Origin of the sequence: Clostridium rhizosphaerae (assembly GCF_016765585.1) — a bacterium.
Classification (GTDB): domain Bacteria; phylum Bacillota; class Clostridia; order Clostridiales; family Clostridiaceae; genus Clostridium_AT; species Clostridium_AT rhizosphaerae.
Genome location: NZ_JAESWC010000002.1, coordinates 1,079,954 through 1,097,853, shown reverse-complemented (window position 1 = coordinate 1,097,853; position 17,900 = coordinate 1,079,954). Strand labels below are relative to the sequence as shown.

16 protein-coding genes and 1 riboswitch are annotated in these 17,900 nt (G+C 32.4%); of the genes, 10 read left to right on the top strand and 6 right to left on the bottom strand.

What is annotated here, in order from left to right; genetic code table 11:
• Positions 1–63: 63 nt before the first annotated feature.
• From hpf to prfB, 3 genes are all read left to right on the top strand, one after another.
• Complete coding sequence (gene hpf / locus JK636_RS08335; protein WP_202748362.1) at positions 64–597, top strand: ribosome hibernation-promoting factor, HPF/YfiA family; 534 nt, start codon at positions 64–66, stop codon at positions 595–597.
• Positions 598–792: 195 nt separating this feature from the next.
• Positions 793–3,297 carry a preprotein translocase subunit SecA gene (gene secA, locus JK636_RS08330; RefSeq protein WP_202748361.1) on the top strand — a complete coding sequence of 835 codons (2,505 nt, stop codon included), beginning with the start codon at positions 793–795 and terminating at the stop codon, positions 3,295–3,297.
• A gap of 123 nt (positions 3,298–3,420) precedes the next feature.
• Positions 3,421–4,543, top strand: a protein-coding gene (gene prfB, locus JK636_RS08325) for a peptide chain release factor 2 (RefSeq protein WP_202748360.1) whose coding sequence is annotated in 2 segments (ribosomal slippage) — positions 3,421–3,498 and positions 3,500–4,543 — 1,122 coding nt in all. Because the reading frame shifts where the segments join, the coding sequence is not laid out codon by codon here.
• An 89-nt stretch (positions 4,544–4,632) separates the two neighbouring features.
• Here the strand turns inward: prfB and JK636_RS08320 are convergent.
• Complete coding sequence (locus JK636_RS08320) at positions 4,633–5,982, bottom strand: M28 family metallopeptidase (protein WP_202748359.1); 1,350 nt, start codon at positions 5,980–5,982, stop codon at positions 4,633–4,635.
• Between the two features lie 202 nt (positions 5,983–6,184).
• Between JK636_RS08320 and JK636_RS08315 the strand changes: the two genes are divergently transcribed.
• Complete coding sequence (locus tag JK636_RS08315) at positions 6,185–8,356, top strand: Tex family protein (RefSeq protein ID WP_202748358.1); 2,172 nt, start codon at positions 6,185–6,187, stop codon at positions 8,354–8,356.
• A gap of 65 nt (positions 8,357–8,421) precedes the next feature.
• Positions 8,422–8,548, top strand: a riboswitch (FMN riboswitch).
• Positions 8,549–8,684: 136 nt separating this feature from the next.
• Positions 8,685–9,317: an ECF transporter S component gene (locus JK636_RS08310; protein ID WP_202748357.1), complete on the top strand. Its 633-nt coding sequence runs from the start codon at positions 8,685–8,687 to the stop codon at positions 9,315–9,317.
• A gap of 143 nt (positions 9,318–9,460) precedes the next feature.
• Here the strand turns inward: JK636_RS08310 and rimI are convergent, their stop codons facing one another.
• Genes rimI through tsaE form a run of 3 tightly spaced genes read right to left on the bottom strand, consistent with a single transcriptional unit; the run spans position 9,461 to position 11,068 of the window.
• On the bottom strand, positions 9,461–9,907 hold the full coding sequence (rimI, locus tag JK636_RS08305) for a ribosomal protein S18-alanine N-acetyltransferase (protein WP_202748795.1): 447 nt from the start codon (positions 9,905–9,907) through the stop codon (positions 9,461–9,463).
• Positions 9,900–10,613, bottom strand: a complete 714-nt coding sequence (tsaB, locus tag JK636_RS08300; RefSeq protein ID WP_202748356.1) for a tRNA (adenosine(37)-N6)-threonylcarbamoyltransferase complex dimerization subunit type 1 TsaB — start codon at positions 10,611–10,613, stop codon at positions 9,900–9,902. Before tsaB ends, rimI begins: the two co-directional genes overlap by 8 nt.
• Positions 10,610–11,068: a tRNA (adenosine(37)-N6)-threonylcarbamoyltransferase complex ATPase subunit type 1 TsaE gene (gene tsaE / locus JK636_RS08295; RefSeq protein WP_202748355.1), complete on the bottom strand. Its 459-nt coding sequence runs from the start codon at positions 11,066–11,068 to the stop codon at positions 10,610–10,612. Before tsaE ends, tsaB begins: the two co-directional genes overlap by 4 nt.
• Before the next feature lie 228 nt (positions 11,069–11,296).
• Here tsaE and JK636_RS08290 point away from each other — a divergent pair, with 228 nt between their 5' ends.
• The 4 genes from JK636_RS08290 to JK636_RS08275 all read left to right on the top strand — a co-directional run bounded on the left by JK636_RS08290 (position 11,297) and on the right by JK636_RS08275 (position 14,747).
• Positions 11,297–12,244 carry a metal ABC transporter substrate-binding protein gene (locus JK636_RS08290; RefSeq protein WP_202748354.1) on the top strand — a complete coding sequence of 316 codons (948 nt, stop codon included), beginning with the start codon at positions 11,297–11,299 and terminating at the stop codon, positions 12,242–12,244.
• A 92-nt stretch (positions 12,245–12,336) separates the two neighbouring features.
• Positions 12,337–12,957, top strand: coding sequence for a CBS domain-containing protein (locus JK636_RS08285; RefSeq protein WP_202748353.1), 621 nt, complete (start codon positions 12,337–12,339; stop codon positions 12,955–12,957).
• 317 nt (positions 12,958–13,274) lie between these two features.
• Entirely contained in the window at positions 13,275–14,246 is a 972-nt protein-coding gene (locus JK636_RS08280; protein ID WP_202748352.1) for a peptidoglycan recognition protein family protein, read from the top strand.
• A 96-nt stretch (positions 14,247–14,342) separates the two neighbouring features.
• Positions 14,343–14,747, top strand: a complete 405-nt coding sequence (locus JK636_RS08275) for a hypothetical protein (RefSeq protein WP_202748351.1) — start codon at positions 14,343–14,345, stop codon at positions 14,745–14,747.
• A gap of 57 nt (positions 14,748–14,804) precedes the next feature.
• On the opposite strand, the gene JK636_RS08270 is transcribed toward JK636_RS08275, so the two are convergent.
• Positions 14,805–14,972, bottom strand: a complete 168-nt coding sequence (locus tag JK636_RS08270; protein WP_202748350.1) for an aspartyl-phosphate phosphatase Spo0E family protein — start codon at positions 14,970–14,972, stop codon at positions 14,805–14,807.
• A 537-nt stretch (positions 14,973–15,509) separates the two neighbouring features.
• Between JK636_RS08270 and JK636_RS08265 the strand changes: the two genes are divergently transcribed.
• Positions 15,510–16,379, top strand: coding sequence for a cation diffusion facilitator family transporter (locus tag JK636_RS08265; RefSeq protein ID WP_202748349.1), 870 nt, complete (start codon positions 15,510–15,512; stop codon positions 16,377–16,379).
• A 144-nt stretch (positions 16,380–16,523) separates the two neighbouring features.
• On the opposite strand, the gene JK636_RS08260 is transcribed toward JK636_RS08265, so the two are convergent.
• On the bottom strand, positions 16,524–17,843 hold the full coding sequence (locus tag JK636_RS08260; RefSeq protein WP_202748348.1) for an APC family permease: 1,320 nt from the start codon (positions 17,841–17,843) through the stop codon (positions 16,524–16,526).
• Positions 17,844–17,900 lie beyond the last annotated feature (57 nt).

Below are 17,900 nucleotides of genomic sequence, written 5' to 3'. Positions count from 1 at the left end.
TATGCGAGTAAACTATAAAACCAGTATATTAATACCTAATATAGGTAGAGAGGGGCTGTGTTTATGAAGGTAAATATATTAGGAAAAAATATTGAGGTTACAGAAGGACTGAGGAATGCAATCGAGAAGAAATTATCTAGACTTGATAAGTTTTTCGAAGATGACCAAGAGGCTTTTGTTACAGTAAGTGTTCAAAAAGCAAGACAAATAATAGAAGTTACAATAAGATTTAATGGTGTTTTGCTTAGAAGTGAAGAAGCGAATACTGATATGTACGCAGCGATAGATATAGTTAGTGATAAGCTTGAAAGACAAATGGTAAAACATAAATCAAGACTTGAAAGAAAATATCACATTAATTCCCCACTTAAATATCAGGAAGTTGCAGCTTATCAAAATGATGATGATGAAAAAGAAGCTTCAATCGTTAAAACTAAGAGGTTTGCTATAAAGCCAATGTCTGCTGAAGAGGCTGTACTTCAAATGGATTTATTAGGACATGACTTCTTTGTTTATTCAAATGATAAGAGTGGAGATGTAAATGTAGTTTATAAGAGAAAAGATGGAAATTATGGTTTGATTGAGCCGGAATTCTAAAATATAAGATGTTAAAGAGCATAAGCTTGAATGCTTATGCTCTTTGTATTTGTAAAAAATAGTAAATTTATTGTTAATTAGATATATTTGGAGACAATAAAGTTGAATGACATTACATTAGATGGTATAATCTATTAAGTATAAGTGTATTGGAACTAATATTTTAATTTAATAAGATAGTGAGGATGAAAAAATATGGGTGTACTAAATAAGATATTTGGGAGTTATAGTGAGAGACAAGTTAAAAAAATACTTCCAATAGTAGATAAAATAGAAGCTTTTGATTCAACAATGCAAGGCTTAAGTGATGATGAACTAAAAGCTAAAACTCAGGAATTTAAGGATAGGTATGCAAAGGGAGAAACATTAGATGATCTTTTGCCAGAAGCTTTTGCTGTATGTAGAGAAGCAGCGTGGAGAGTACTTGGAACAAAGCACTATAGAGTTCAACTTATAGGAGGAATTGTGCTTCATCAGGGTAGAATATCTGAAATGAGAACCGGTGAAGGTAAGACTCAAACAGCAATACTACCAGCATACTTAAATGCTGTTGCTGGAAAAGGTGTTCATGTTGTTACAGTTAATGATTATTTGGCAAACAGAGATAGAGACTGGATGGGAAAGGTTTATGAATTTTTAGGATTAAGCGTTGGTGTTATACTTCATAATTTAAATAATGACCAAAGAAGAGAGGCTTATAATTCAGATATAACGTATGGAACAAATAATGAATTTGGTTTCGATTATTTAAGAGATAATATGGTTATTTATAAGGAAGAAAAAGTTCAAAGGGAGCTTAACTTTGCGATAGTAGACGAAGTAGACTCCATCCTTATAGATGAAGCTAGAACCCCTCTTATTATTTCTGGCGAAGGTGATAAGTCAACAGAATTATATAGAATAGCAGATATGTTTGTAAAGACCCTTCTTAAGGAAAAGGATTATACAGTGGATGAAAAAGCTGGAGCAGTTATGCTTACAGACGATGGTGTTCATAAGGCTGAAAAATTCTTCGGACTTGAGAATTATACAGATGCTGATAATATGGAAATTCAACATCATGTAGTTCAAGCGCTTAAAGCTAACTATAACATGAAAAATGATAAAGACTACATTGTAAAAGATGGAGAAATAGTTATAGTAGACGAGTTTACAGGAAGACTTATGGAAGGAAGAAGATATAGCGATGGGCTTCACCAGGCAATTGAAGCTAAAGAAGGAGTTAAGGTTCAAAAGGAATCAAAAACTTTAGCGACAATAACCTTCCAAAATTACTTTAGAATGTATACAAAGCTTTCTGGTATGACGGGTACGGCGCTTACTGAAGAAACTGAATTTAGAGAAATATATGGTCTAGATGTTGTAGTAATCCCTACAAACAAGCCAATGATAAGAATAGATCAGCCAGATTTAGTTTACAAAACTGAAAAAGGTAAGTTCCTCGCAGTAGTTGAAGAAATTGCTGAAACCTATGCAAAGGGACAGCCGGTTTTAGTAGGTACTGTAAGCATAGAAAAGTCAGAAGTTGTTTCTATGCTTTTAAAGAAAAAAGGAGTACCACATCAAGTATTGAATGCTAAGTATCATGACCTTGAAGCTGAAATAATATCTCATGCTGGTGAAAAGGGTATGGTTACAATTGCTACAAATATGGCAGGTCGTGGTACTGATATAAAGCTTGGAGAAGGTGTGTCTGAAGTTGGTGGCCTCAAGATAATAGGAACTGAAAGACATGAATCAAGACGTATAGATAATCAGCTTAGAGGACGTTCTGGTCGTCAAGGAGACCCTGGAGAATCAAGATTCTATGTATCTCTTGAAGATGATTTAATGAGAATATTTGGTTCTGAAAGACTTCAAGGTATGGTTGAAAAACTAGGACTTGGCGATGATGAGGCTATTGAAAGCAAGATGGTAACTAGTGCAATTGAAAATGCACAAAAGAAGGTAGAAGGTAATAACTTTGATATAAGAAAAACACTATTAGGCTATGACGATGTAATGAACACTCAAAGAGAAATTATCTATAAGCAGCGTTCTCAGGTTCTTGAGGGAGAAAATATACAACAGGAAATAAAAGAAATGATAGAAAACGTAGTTTTCAGTGTTGTAGATTCTCACATATCGGGAATTGATGAAGAATTTGAAAATGACTTAGAAAAATTAATTGCTTATCTTGAAGATATATATTTACCAAAAGATATTATTAATTTAGAAGAGCTTGCAAAGTTATCAAATCAAGAAATTAAAGATAATCTATTAGAAATAGCAATGTCTATATACAACGCTAAGGAAGAAGACTTTGGTTCAGAGCAAATGAGAGAAATAGAAAGAGTAATACTTCTTAGAGTTGTAGATACTAAATGGATGGATCATATTGATAATATGGATCATCTAAAGCAAGGTATAGGGCTTAGAGCTTATAAACAACAGGATCCAGTTCAGGCTTATCAATTTGAAGGAAGCCAAATGTTTGATGAAATGATTTATAACATTAAAATAGATACTGTTAAGTATTTGTTCCATGTTCAAGTTGAAAAAACACCTGAAAGGGAAAAAGTAGCAGTTGAAACTTCAACAAATCAAGATGATTCGCTTCCAAAACAGCCTGTAAAAAAGGAAAATAAGGTTGGAAGAAATGATGCTTGCCCATGTGGCTCCGGAAAAAAATATAAAAATTGCTGTGGAAGAATGGCATAGAAATATAAAATGAAGAATGTAGAATGTAGAATTAATTTTTAGAAAATTCATTAATGGATTTTCTACATACATTCTAAATTCTTCTTTTTTTCATAATAATTATATGGTAAAGGAGAGTATTGTATGTTTGCACAATATGAAGAAGCTATAAACACGGTAGGTAATTTAAAATCAGTTCTATATGAAATCAGGGGGTCTCTTTGACATTGCAGCTCTTAAAAAGAGGATAGATGAGCTGGAAGGTAAAATGCAAGAAACTGGTTTTTGGAATGATTTAAAGCTTGCTCAGAGTATTACTCAGGAAGCAAAAGGCTTAAAGGATAAATATGAGAGATTTACAGACTTAGAAGCAAGAATTGAAGATGTTGAGATTTTAATAGAGCTATCATCTTCTGAAGATGATGATAGTGCAAAATTTGAAATAATTAGTGAAATACAAGCTATAAGCAAAGAAATAGAAAAGTTTAGAATTGAGACAATGCTTTCAGGTGAATATGATAGAGATAATGCAATTTTTACACTTCATGCAGGAGTTGGCGGTACTGATGCTCAAGATTGGACAGAAATGCTTCTTAGAATGTATTCAAGATGGTGTGCTGATAAAGGATATAAGATTGAAACATTAGATTATGAACCTGGAGATGAAGCTGGAATTAAAGGGGTAACAATAAGAATAATTGGGGAATTTGCTTATGGATATTTAAAAGCAGAGAAAGGAATTCACAGATTAGTGAGAATTTCTCCTTTTAATGCCAATGGTAAAAGACAAACTTCCTTTGCTTCAGTAGAAGTTTTACCTGAGCTTACAGAGGATCAAGACATAGAGATTCGGCCAGATGATTTAAAGGTGGATACATATCGTGCTGGAGGTGCAGGTGGGCAGTATGTTAATAAAACCGAATCGGCAATTAGAATAACTCATCTCCCTACAGGAATTATAGTTCAATGTCAAAATGAAAGAAGCCAGCACAGCAACCGTGAAACAGCCTTAAAAATGCTTAAGGCAAAGCTTATTGAATTAAAGGAAAGGGCTCATAAAGAAAAGATTGAAGATTTAAGTGGTGAACTTAGAGACATTGGCTGGGGAAGCCAAATCCGATCCTATGTTTTTCAGCCCTACACTATGGTAAAAGATCATAGGACAGGTGCAGAGGCAGGTAATATTCAGGCAGTAATGGATGGAGACATAGATTTATTTATTACAGAATATTTAAAGCAAAGCAGCAATGGAAAATTAGAGTTGTAAAAGTAGTTTTATATAACTTGTAATTATTATTGTTCTGAGAAATAATAAAAAGAAGGAGCAGTCAAATCACTTTCGATGCTCCTTCTTTTTTATAAGTTCTTTTTTGCGTTGATTAAATATAAAACAGAAAACAATACAATTCCAATTCCAGAAAAAATCATGATATCTTTATAATGTAAAAGCATAGGATTACTCCCAAAAGCATTTTTTATTACTTCCTTAGAAGCTACCTTAAAGCACCTGTCAATAGCTTCATTATCAATAAAATTAATTTTATCTTCGGGAGTATGAATTCTACTCATATCACTATCACAGAAGCTTAATGCATCGATATTATTTTTTCTAAAGGCTTCGTGGTCGCTTGAATCCTCAAAGATAAAATTATAATCTACCTTTTCATTTATGCAGGTTGACATTACAGAACGCAAAAATACTGTTTTGTCATTATCAGACTTGCCTCCCATAATGCTTAAAGGTACAGAAGAGCTTCCAATCATATCAAAATTGTAGACTTTTGCACCCTTAAGAAGTGAAGCGTATTTTTGGGCAAAGTGCTCAGAACCTAAGCAACCAAACTCTTCTGCATTGAAGCCTATGAACATTATTGTTCTCTCTGGAATTCCAAGAGATTTTATGTATTTACTAAATTCCAGCATAAAAGATATACCCGAGGCATTGTCTAGTGCTCCGTTATAAACAGTTCCGGATAGATCACTTCCTACATGGTCAAAGTGTGCGGAGACTATTATCGGGGCAGCACTTGCGTTTTTGCCTTTTATATAACCAACAACATTATTTATAGTTGTGCTTCTAATATCAAAGGGAATGAAGCAAGACACTTTATAACCCTTTGAAATATTTTTAGATATATCTTTCAGAGCCTCTTTTGTGAGCATTATATACATACTTTGTACTTGCGGATTCGAATTAACAAAAGAACTCCTAAAACTAAGTTTATTATCTGAAGGTGTGAAAAAAATAAAACTATCAGTACCTTTGGTTACCTGAATAACATTTTCACTCTGTTTAATGGAATCTTTACTGCTAAAATCTAAGTGATTTTTTTTGAAATTCAACATCTCTTCCTTGTAATCTATACCATACTTATACTGTTTAACTAAGGCTCCCTTTTTATCGATTATTTTAAGGTAAGGATTTTCATCAAGACGATTAGGATAATTTACATCAAATGGATCATAATAATCACCGTTAAAGGGAATAAGATCTAATTTTTGAAATTCTGTTTTTATAAAAGCAGTTACTTCATAATTTTCTGTAGTACCAGCGAGTCTTCCTTTAAAATACTCTGAAGATAAGTAATTTATGTTGTTTTTAACTGAAATATGGTTAAAATTATAGATGTTTTGATATACATTTATGCTGTATGTAAAAGATAAAAGAGATATTATAAGAAAAAAGGATGTAAAGATTTTTTTCAATGGTATACTCTCCTAATATTAATATCTTTAAATAATATGATTTTTTAGATTTTTATATAACTTTTTAATATTAGGAATTAATATTTTGCCCTTTTAATTTTCTTCATATTTCTGTAAAATAGTGTAGTATGGTTAATACTTTTTTACCAAAGGATGGATTTCAAATAAAATTTATCTAAAGAAGAAAGGTCGGATTAATTGAATGAATAATATTAGTGAAAGATTGGCACAGGAATTAAATATACGATTAAATCAAGTAAATAGTGTAGTAGAGCTTTTAGATGGAGGGAATACTGTACCTTTTATAGCTAGATATCGAAAGGAAGCAACCGGAGGACTTGACGATGTTACCTTGAGAAATTTGGCAGAGAGGCTTAATTATTTAAGAAATCTTGATGACAGGAAAGCGGCTGTAACTAAAGCTATAGAGGAGCAGGGAAAGCTCACAGAAGAATTGAAGTACTCTATAGAGTCTGCAGTAACCCTTACTGAGGTTGAGGATATATACAGACCCTTTAAGCCAAAGAAAAGAACCAGGGCAATTATTGCAGAGGAAAAAGGTCTTAAACCTCTGGCAGAAACAATTTTCTGCGGTGAATTTGCTGGAGATATAAAAGAATATTCAAAGAGTTATATAAGTGAAGAAAAAGGAGTAAATTCAGAAGAAGAAGCTCTCCAAGGAGCTATGGATATTATTGCTGAAATGATTTCAGATGAAGCAGATTATAGAAAATGGATAAGATCACTTGTTCAAAGGGAAGGATTAATAGAAACCAGCGGAAGCTCAAAGGAGCCAACTCCTTATGAAATGTATTATAACTATAGCGAGGCAGTAAAAGCTATTCCTTCACATAGAATACTAGCTATAAACAGAGGAGAAAAAGAAAAAATATTATCTGTTAAAGTAACTGTAGATAATGAAAAAATAATACAATACTTAAATGTAAAATGCTTAAAGGAAAATAAGCAAACTGATTATTATATAGCAGAAGCAATCAAAGATGCAGTTAAAAGACTTATATATCCTTCAATAGAAAGAGAAATTAGAGCTGACTTAACTGAAGTAGGAGAGCAGGGAGCAATAGACATATTTAAAGCTAACTTAAAAGCACTTCTAATGCAGGCTCCTATAAAAGGAAAGGTTGTGCTAGGCTATGACCCAGGTTTTAGAACAGGCTGCAAAATAGCTGTACTTGATGATACAGGAAAGTTTATCGAGAATGCTACAGTCTATGCTACAGCACCTCAGAACGATATAGAAGGCTCTATAAAAACCTTAAAACAGTTGGTTTACAAATATAATGTAGATGTAATTTCATTAGGAAATGGGACAGCAAGCAGAGAGTCAGAAGAAGTAATCGCAAGGCTTATTAAAGAAGTCAAGGAAGAAAGGGGTAAGGAACTTTACTATGTAGTAGTAAGTGAAGCCGGCGCTTCAGTTTACTCTGCTTCAGAACTGGCTTCAAAAGAATATCCGGATGTAAATGTATCTATTAGGGGGGCAATATCCATTGCTAGAAGGCTTCAAGACCCATTAGCTGAGCTTGTTAAAATTGATCCGAAATCAATAGGAGTTGGGCAATATCAGCATGATGTTACTCCTAAGAAGCTCGATGAATCTTTAAGAGGAGTCGTAGAAGATTGTGTGAATAGTGTCGGAGTTGATTTAAATATTGCAACACCATCTCTACTATCTTATATATCAGGGGTTAATTCTACAATAGCTCAAAATATAGTGGCATATAGAGAAGAAAACGGGAAGTTCAGAAGTAGAAAAGAGTTATTAAAGGTAAAAAGACTTGGTGATAAGGCATTTGAACAGTGTGCAGGCTTTTTGAGAGTTATGGAAAGTGATGAATCTTTAGACAATACTTCAGTACATCCAGAATCTTATAAAGCAGCTAAGGAACTTTTAAATATTTTGGGATATACCTCAGAGGATTTAAAGGCTGGAAAACTTCATGACATAGATGGAAGAGTTGCAGTAGAGGGTGTTGTAAGCTTAGTGTCAAGACTTAATATTGGAGAACCAACATTAAAAGATATTATAAAGGAAATAAAAAAACCTGGAAGAGATCCGAGAGAAGAACTGCCAAAGCCAATATTTAAGACTGGAGTAATAGATATAACTCAACTGAAACCAGGAATGCTTCTTATGGGAACAGTTAGAAACGTAGCAGACTTTGGAGCATTTGTAGATATTGGAGTTCATCAGGATGGACTTGTTCATAAAAGTCAAATGGCCGATAGATTTGTTAAGCACCCACTTGATATTGTAAAGGTTGGAGATATCGTAGAAGTTAGAGTCTTAGAGGTAGATGAAAAGAGAAAGAGAATATCCTTAAGCATGAAAAAAGAAGACTCTTCTAAGTAATTTTAAATTTAGCTTGCCAAAGTTATAAAAATATTATATAATTAAGTTGTAAAAAAATTAACAATGATAATCTTCAGGGCAGGGTGACTAAGAAATTAGGATTCCCGACCGGCGGTAAAGCCCGCGAGCCGTTATGGCAGATTCGGTGTAATTCCGAAGCCGACAGTACAGTCTGGATGGAAGAAGATGACTAGGTATAGTCTATTTGCCCTGACATTTTTTGTCGGGGCTTTTTATTATGCCGCACTACCCTGGAAGATATCAGTCCTAGGTGTTGAATTAAAATTAAAATTCAACACAAAATAAATATATTGGGAGGGTATCTATTATGAAAAACAAAAAACTTAACACATTGGTAAAGATTTCACTGCTTGGAGCTATGGCTTTTATTCTTATGTTCTTTGAATTTAGGCTTCCGCTATTTCCTGACTTTTTAAAAATTGATATAAGCGATGTTCCAGCGCTGCTTGGGGCTTTTGCTTTAGGGCCTGTAGAAGGAGTTATAATCGAGCTTTTAAAAAATATACTACATGGGGCCATAAAAGGTTCAGACTCAATGTGGGTTGGAGAATTAGCAAACTTTTTAATCGGTTCAGCTTATGTATACGCTGCAGGATTTGTATATAAGAGAAATAAATCAAGAAAAACTGCTATACAGGGAATATTATTTGGAACAATCTCAGCAATTTTAGTTGCTTCCATTTTCAACTATTACGTATTAATTCCTTTTTATGCAGTACTTTTTCACATAGATATTAATGCTATTATTTCTATGGTTACAAAGGTTAATCCAAAGGTTACAAGCTTATGGACATATATCCTTTGGGCTGTTATTCCATTTAATGCTATCAAAGGTTTTGTTATAGCTGCAATAACAGTGCCGGTATATAAAAAGGTATCACCTATATTCCACAAGGAAGCTGTGATTGAAAGAAAAGCTAAGAAGTTGAATCAAATTTAAGTTAATGTAGAATGTAAAATTTAGAATGTAGAATTATTTTTGAAAATCCCTTAGGGGATTTTCTTTGTTTTATATATTATAAAAAGTCCCCTAAGGGACTTTTATCAACAATTCTATATTTTACATTCTTAATTCTACATTCGTTAAAGGTTGTACTTCCACATTATAACACCGTCTTCCTTAGTATCAGTATAATAATTTTTTCTAATTCCTTCCTCGATGAAATCATATTTTTTGTATAAATTTTGGGCAATGGTGTTAGATTTTCTTACCTCAAGAGTCATGGAAGTAATTCGCTCTATCTTGCAGATTTCTATTAAAGCCTCTAATATTGCATTTCCAACACCGATGCCTCTGTATTCAGGATGAACAGCTATATTTGTAATATGACCTTCGTCAAGTATAAGCCAAACACCACCATAACCAACAACCAAATTATCCTTAACAGCTACAACATATCTAGCAAATTTATTTTCTAGTTCTTTTTCAATGGAGTCTCTGGTCCAAGGTGTAATAAAGCTTAATGCACTTATATATAAAACTTCATTTATATGATTTTCGTTAAAAGGAATAACTTCCATATCAATCATTTTTATCAAATCCCATCTTTTTATCATACTCTCTTTCAGCTTGAGATTTCCTTAAGTAAATAGGAGAGGATGCATACAAATCATCATAAACTCCTTCTGAAAGCATTCTATATCCAAGCTCACCTAGTGATGAAGCACGAACAATATTTAAAAATTTAGGAGCAAAGTAAATAGACGAAATATTTTCTGTAAGCTTTTCTTTAAATTTATCTGCTGCATCTCCAAGAAAAGTAACAGTTTCTTTATATTCCTCAAGAATAGTGATTAGTTCATCAATATGTAATGCCATATAGTCTGTAAGTCTGACTAAATTACTATTTTCAAATCTATACAATGCTGTATATACATTATCTCTAAGAGCATCTAGAATAGGACAAATTATTCCGCTTGTATAAGCCATATTATAAGCTAAAGCATCAAGGGAAGAAAGTGAAACAAAAGGCTTTGAACTTCCTTGGCTTAACCCTTTAATCATAGACATGCCGATTCTAAGGCCTGTAAAAGAACCAGGACCCTTGCACACAACAAAACCATCAACATCACTAATAGTAAGCTGAAGGCTATTTAGTAAGTTATCAACCATAGGCATTAGTACTACTGAATGCTGCTTTTTATTATTTAAAACGGCTTCTCCTAAAAGTTTTTCGTCATTTAAAACTGCACAAGTTGCAGATTCAGTAGAAGAATCTATACTTAAAACTATCATAATGATATCTCCTTTATATAATCATATCTTTTTCCTTTAGCCACTATATTTATTCTTCTAAAGTTTTCCCCAAGCTCAGGGAGTTTTTCAAGGCTAACTGAAATATGCTCATCTGGAATTAATTCTTCTATATAGTTTGACCATTCAATTACACTTACTCCATCTGAAAAAATATACTCATCAAAACCTATAGCATAAATTTCATCAGGATCATTTACTCTATATACATCAAAGTGATAAAGTTTAAGTCTTCCCATATATTCATTGACTATTGTGAAAGTTGGGCTTGTTATATGGTCATCAATAGAAAGACCTTTAGCAATTCCTTTTGTTATATGAGTTTTACCTGTACCTAAATCACCTATTAAACAAATTATATCTCCCGGCATAACAAGCCTTCCAAGCATTATGCCAAGCTTAGTTGTTTCCTCAACGCTATCAACAATAAACTCCATATTTTCTCCTCCCTCAAAGAAATGGGTAACTTAAGAGTATTTGCTTATGAAAAATACTTTAACATAACTTTTATAATACCTATTTTATATTAAAACACAAATATAGAAAATGCAATTCATATAATATTATTGACGGTACTAATACAATTAATTTGCATATTATATTCACATTATGTAAAATAATAGATGAGAATGCATATGCGTCATAAAAACAAGGTGGGACGAAAGATGAGAAAGATATTTATATATACTCTTATTTTTATATTCATCTTTGCAGCCACTGGTTGTAAAGGTACAGAAGGAAGTAATCCTAAAAAAATTGAACCACAGGCTGAAGAAAAGGCAATGAATGAAAAGGAGTTAAGCTTAAATATAGTTACTACAGATAAACTTCTTTATAATATGGTAAAGGATATAGTTCGTGACAGGCATTATGTAGATTATATGTTTGTCTCTAAGGAAAAGTTATGGAATTATAAATATTCTGAGGATAGCATAAATAATATAAGCAAAAAAGATTTGTATTTTTATTGGGGATCAGGTATGGAACCGTGGGTTTCGGATTTTGTAGATAAGCTTAGTAAAACTAAGATAGGACCTATTAATATTGCTAGAGGAATTAAAACAATAAGCTTTGATAGAGAACTTAAGTATCAAGATATTACACTTAAAGATAACCCTTATTTTTGGCTAAATATAGATTACTATAAGGTTGCAATGTTAAATATTAAAAATGCCATACAGGATAAGGATTCAAAAGATAGAGTTTATTACGAAGATAATTTTTCAAAGGCAATAAAGGATGTTGAGGTATATCAGAAAAAGCTGAAAGAGGCTGCAGATAAACTTAAAGAGTACACTTTCGTTGTAGATGGAGACAACTTAGATTATTTTTTAAAATATTACGGCTTTAAAACCATAAAAATATATAACTATGGTTATCAGTTAACTCAAACTGATATTGACAACAATTTAAAGCTTACAGATAAATTAAAAGATAATAACAATGTTATATTTTTATATGACAGCGAGCAGAATAAAAAGGCTAATGAAGAAATAATAAATAAATTTTCATTAAAAACAGGGCAGATAAATATTTATAGTAATGATATAAAATACACTGATATGCTTCAGAGCAATTTAATCACTTTAGAGAGCTTTATAAATGCAAAATAAAAACTTTTACAACTAGATGATTAAATTGTTTGAATTTTTGTTCGAATTTATGTATAATATCCATAAGATAGTAATGAGGGGGAGTGTAGAGTATGTTTGTTAAGAATTTAATGCTTCCAGTTGAAAAGCTTATAACAATTACACCTAATGAGACGATAAAGAAAGCACTAGAAGTAATAGAAGAAAATAACTTTTTATCTATTCCAGTAGCTGAGGGGGATAAATTTTATGGTTCTATATCAAAGGACAGAATTTATGCCTTTTACTACGAAAAATGTGTAGATAAGCAATGTCTATTATCAGACTTTAAAGTAGAAAATGTTATGAGGACTGATGTTCCATCAATTCATCCTCTAGAACAAATGGAGAAAGCAGCGCATTTCTTAGAAATTAAGAATATAGCTTTTGTAGCAGTTGTAGATGAATATGGTTCTTTCAAAGGAATTGTAACGCATCATGCTATTTTCCATGAGTTTACAGAACTTTTTGGGCTTAATAAGGGAAGAAGATTAGCTGTAATAGCTTATGATATTCCTGGACAGGTATCAAAGCTTTCAAAGATTATATCCGAAAATGGTGGAGATATAATCAGCTTTGTTGTTGTTGACCCGAGGAGTGTTACAGATGTAAAAGAAATAGTAATAAGAGTTAGAACCGAGAACTTCCAAGAGATCTTAGAAAAGGTCAAAGAATCTGGATTTAAAATACAATAGTATATAATATTTAATCCTCAAGCAAATTGCCTGGGGATTTTATTTTTTTTGATTTTGTTAAAGAAACGTGTTGAAATGCTGCATGTTATTAAAATTCATATTTAAATATAAACCTATAAAAATATTTAAATATTTACTGAAACTATGCTGATTTGCAGTAAATTTGCTTTCTACAATATCAAAGAGCATACTTATATCAAAACTATTATTATGAAGCGCCTACTTTTTATTTATTAATCACAATTATTATATTTAATATACATAAAACTAATTGAGAGCATATTATAAAATATAGTAATTTATATGAGGATGAAAATATGGAATATGAAATTAAACAAAGATTTATTAGTATGAATAGATCAAATCAGTCTCTCAATGCTATTGGTACAGTTGTGCATGAAACTGCTGACCCAGGTGCAACAGATGAAAATGAGTTTAACTACTTTGATTCAGGAAGAAGAGGGGCTTCTGCTCACGCTTTTGTAGATTATGACAGCATAACTCAAACAATACCATGGTATGAACAAGCTTGGCATGCAGGCCCTATAGCAAACAGAACAAGAATAGGTATTGAACTATGCCATTATGATGACGAAGCAAGATTCCAGGAAGTATGGAATAGAGGAGTATGGCTTTTTGCATGGGTGCATGTAAATATAATCAAGCAAACTGCAATAACAACTGAAAATCTTATGTCTCATGCAGAAGTTACCCAAAGGTGGCATGAGAGCACACATATGGATCCTATAAGTTATTTTGCACAATTTGGTAAGACGGTAGATGACTTTAGAAGAGATGTTCAGACAATGATAAATAGTATGACAGGTGATACAGAAGTAGTAACAGTACCAACAACTGATTTCCCAGCTCCGCCACAGCCTGAACCTTCACCAGGACCAAGTGTTGATAGCGGTGTGCTTAAGTTGCAGAAAGCGTTAAACAGACTTCAAATTAGGGACAACAGGGAGGGGGCGCTAGCAGAGGATGGAATACAAGGCAGGAGAACTACAGAAGCTATAAGAAGATTTCAAAGTATATGCGGCATCTCTGTAGATGGAATTGCAGGGCCTCAAACTTTTGGGGCTATAAACAGTATCTTGGCAAAACCACTTATTAGCTCAGGTTTTAGAGGAATACCAGTCAGATATGTTCAATATAGAGTTGGAGTATCAAACGATGGCATATTTGGACCCGATACAAGAAACGCAGTAATAACATATCAAAGTTCACATGGATTATCAGCAGATGGAATTGTAGGTCCAAGAACCTGGGCAAGTTTAATAGCATAGTAGAAGAAATTGAACTTGATTATATTTGTTACCGAATCTAAATCTTCATCATATCATATATTAGAGTAATATTTAATATGATAGGAGGAAGCTAGTTTGAAGGACATATTGATTAATCAAATTATCCCAGATGTTTTGTATTTAGTATTAACCACTATATTTGGCTTAATTGCTTATTATGTTAAACAATATTTAAATTCTCACAGTTCAATGATAGAAACTCAAAAACAGCAAATAGTAGAAAAAATTGGAATGGAACGCTATGAAAATGATGTGAAAATAGCTAAACAAATAATTTTAGCTGTAGAGCAAATGGGGAGAGAATTTAAATGGGAAAGTGAAATTAAGCATACGAAAGCGGTAGAAATGATATCTCAAAGAACAGGCTTAGGTACAAATGATATTTATAATATAATTAAGGCTACTGTAGCCGAGTTTAACAAAGATAGAAACACTAGTATAAATACCGTGCAGACTAATAATGAAACAGCAAATAAATAAAGTTTACTATTAGATAAAAGGGTGGTAAAGCCACTCTTTTATCTTGCAGTAATTCACTTAAATTGTATTTATAGATTTATATTTATCATACATAAATGTACTTATGAGTTTATCAAGCTCCATGCTAACTCTTAGTACTTCTTCATCTAGTAGCTTATCCTTTTTGTTAGAAAGTAAATTATTCAGTATTTCTCTTACAACTTCAATTGCTTCATTCGTGTTCATAAAAATACTCCTTTTGATAAGCATGTACACATCTGATTTAAAAAATATTAATTATAGATAAACAATATGTAAATTCAACTTACAGGTAATAGAAATAGCAAATCTTCAATAATATTATATTGTTTGTAAGTTTATAGTTGGTATTTTTTTATCTATATATATTATTTATTGTTATATTTTGGGAAAATATAACGCTTTTATACAGACACAAGTAATAATTTATCATAATTTTATTGTTACTTCAATATATTTCGTTCCCAACAAATAGATATAAATCGACTAATTTAGTATTAATATTTAAAAATAGAGTCAATTGACAATTATTATAAGGCATAGTACAATTATACTGTTAAAGAAATAACATTTAGTTAAAAGGGAGTAACTGCCTTAAAAAAGGTGATAAAGTCAACATACTGACCTTTGGTCTGGCTTTATTGTAACTAATAATAGTTAAGTGAGACTTTTAGCGCAATGGCTTCATTGTGCTAGAAGTCTTTATTTATTTTGATTAAATTAGAAATTTGGGGAGTGAAAAATATGGAGGAAAAATATAATGACTTAAGGCTGGCAGAAAGAGGTGCGCGTGTAAGTATTATTGCATACATTTCATTATCACTAATAAAGCTTGGAATTGGATATATGTCTGGATCAAAAGCTTTAACTGCTGATGGATTAAATAATACAACAGACATAATAGCTTCTGTGGCTGTTCTGATTGGACTTAAAATATCACGAAAACCTGCAGACGATGATCATCCTTATGGTCATTTTAGGGCAGAGACAGTTTCCTCACTTATTGCTTCCTTAATCATGATAGGTGTAGGTCTTGATGTATTGTATAATGCTGATCACTCCATTATCTTCTTTAAAGCTCAGGCGCCTGATTTGATAGCAGCAGCGGTTGCAGTTTTTTGTGCTTTAGTAATATATTTTGTTTATCGTTATAATAAAAAAATTGCTAGTAAAATAAACAGTTCTGGACTTATGGCTGCTGCCAAAGATAATCTTTCAGATGCTTGGGTAAGCATAGGAACAGCAGTAGGAATAACAGCATCTCAGTTTGGACTACCCTGGATAGATCCATTAGCAGCAGTAATAGTTGGCATACTAATAGTTAAGACTGGCTGGGAGATTTTTAGAGAGGCAGCACATAATTTGACGGATGGATTTGATAAGAATGAATTAGATAACATGACTAAAAGTATAAAGAAGATTTCAGGTGTGAAAAATGTTAAGGATATAAGAGCTAGAATTCACGGAAATAATATTCTTCTTGATGTAATAGTAGGTGTAAGTGCTGATTTAACGGTTCTTGAAGGACACATAATTACAGAGGAGATTGAAAATAATTTAAGAAGTGAGTTCAATATTACAGAAGCAATAGTTCATGTGGAACCCGATGTTTAGGTGATGATTTTGAATTAGATGTATTGATGAATTTTCATATGATATGGTAGATTTTAAACTTGTATAAAAATTAGTAAAAAGTACTCATGGATATATAATAGAGCGATAAGCAATTCTGCTTACCGCTTTTTTAGTATGTTTAGGTTAACGGTTTCGTTTTTTCATATAGAAATATACAGGTATTCCTAAAGCAGCTAGAAGAACCCCGTATAAAACACTTTCAAGTCCTGAACCGTATATAGCCCATAGAGAATAAATAAAAGCAATGGCTGGTATTATGGATTTTTTAATAATATATGTCTTGGAAGGTTTATTATTTATATTTATGGAAAGTCTGATCTCTGCAGCTGCTGTTGAAGCATATACTGGAAGCCCGGCCAAAGTTGCAAGTAATATCATAAAGGTAAATACCTGCTGAAGACTTTTTGTGTAATTAAGTGCTAATAGTATATTCCCAAGTATAGCTGCGATAATAAGTGATACATCAGGTGTTTTATATTTTGGATGCACATTCTCAAAAACTTTAGGAAAAATTTTATTCTCAGCAGCTGCATAAGACATTCTAGCCGTTGTAAGGATACATGCAAAGGTTGTACCTAGTATACTTACCAATTCTGTCACTATTATAACTTTAGTTAATGAGCTGCCAAAGTAAGGTGTTAATATAGCATTCCAATTTCCATCTGCATTTATTAAATCTTTTTGGGATATTGAAGTCATAGCTGTAAAGTTTAGAGTGAAATATAATAGTATTCCTATGATTATGCCGTATATGGTTCCAAGCCTAACATTACGCGCACCATTCTTCACTTCTCCTGCTGTTATTGCAGCTGTTTCAAATCCGGTGAATGCCCATAAAGTAAGAGCAGCGGCTGTTGGTACAGTATTCAAACCCTTTCCCTCGGGAAACATTGGTTTTAGATATTCCGGATTATAATGCTTTAAGGCGGCCACTATAAATATTATAAATAGAACAATTTCAGTTATAACTAAAATTGTTTGAAATATACCTGCCTTTCTAACACCTAGTATATTTATATATGTAAATATCCATAAAATTGCGCTGGTAAATAAGAATGCTGCAAGTCTGCTTTCATTTAATATTGGGAAAAATGCTGCAACATATGCTGTAGTTCCAGTCAAGGAAGCAATAGTTCCTATCCATGAAGAGTTCCAATACAGCCATGCATTTTGAAAACCGATAAAGTGGCCAAATGCTCTTTTTGAATATTCATAAGGTCCTCCGGTTACAGGCATTTTAGAGCCAAGATTAGCAAAGGATAAAGCTATAAACAATGCTCCGGTTCCACTAATAAGCCATCCAAGCATTGTAGCACCAGGGCCAGTTTCTTGTGCTAAAGATGCTAGAAGTATAAATATTCCTGATCCCATCATATTTCCTACCACTAGTGCAGTAGTTATAAATAAACCAAGATCTCTTTTTAATTTTGGCTTTTGAGTCATTGGTAATCATTCCTTTCTTAATTATAGGTACATGGAATATTTTAGCATCTGAAAGCG

What these genes read in the sequence shown, in the direction of transcription:
- JK636_RS08310 (WP_202748357.1), top strand. Translation starts at nt 8,685, where the DNA reads ATGAAAAACAAAAAACTTAACACATTGGTAAAGATTTCACTGCTTGGA.
- JK636_RS08280 (WP_202748352.1), top strand. Translation starts at nt 13,275, where the DNA reads ATGGAATATGAAATTAAACAAAGATTTATTAGTATGAATAGATCAAAT.
- JK636_RS08290 (WP_202748354.1), top strand. Translation starts at nt 11,297, where the DNA reads ATGAGAAAGATATTTATATATACTCTTATTTTTATATTCATCTTTGCA.
- hpf (WP_202748362.1), top strand. Translation starts at nt 64, where the DNA reads ATGAAGGTAAATATATTAGGAAAAAATATTGAGGTTACAGAAGGACTG.
- JK636_RS08260 (WP_202748348.1), bottom strand. Translation starts at nt 17,843, where the DNA reads ATGACTCAAAAGCCAAAATTAAAAAGAGATCTTGGTTTATTTATAACT.
- JK636_RS08315 (WP_202748358.1), top strand. Translation starts at nt 6,185, where the DNA reads ATGAATAATATTAGTGAAAGATTGGCACAGGAATTAAATATACGATTA.
- rimI (WP_202748795.1), bottom strand. Translation starts at nt 9,907, where the DNA reads ATGATTGATATGGAAGTTATTCCTTTTAACGAAAATCATATAAATGAA.
- tsaB (WP_202748356.1), bottom strand. Translation starts at nt 10,613, where the DNA reads ATGATAGTTTTAAGTATAGATTCTTCTACTGAATCTGCAACTTGTGCA.
- JK636_RS08265 (WP_202748349.1), top strand. Translation starts at nt 15,510, where the DNA reads ATGGAGGAAAAATATAATGACTTAAGGCTGGCAGAAAGAGGTGCGCGT.
- secA (WP_202748361.1), top strand. Translation starts at nt 793, where the DNA reads ATGGGTGTACTAAATAAGATATTTGGGAGTTATAGTGAGAGACAAGTT.
- tsaE (WP_202748355.1), bottom strand. Translation starts at nt 11,068, where the DNA reads ATGGAGTTTATTGTTGATAGCGTTGAGGAAACAACTAAGCTTGGCATA.
- JK636_RS08285 (WP_202748353.1), top strand. Translation starts at nt 12,337, where the DNA reads ATGTTTGTTAAGAATTTAATGCTTCCAGTTGAAAAGCTTATAACAATT.
- JK636_RS08270 (WP_202748350.1), bottom strand. Translation starts at nt 14,972, where the DNA reads ATGAACACGAATGAAGCAATTGAAGTTGTAAGAGAAATACTGAATAAT.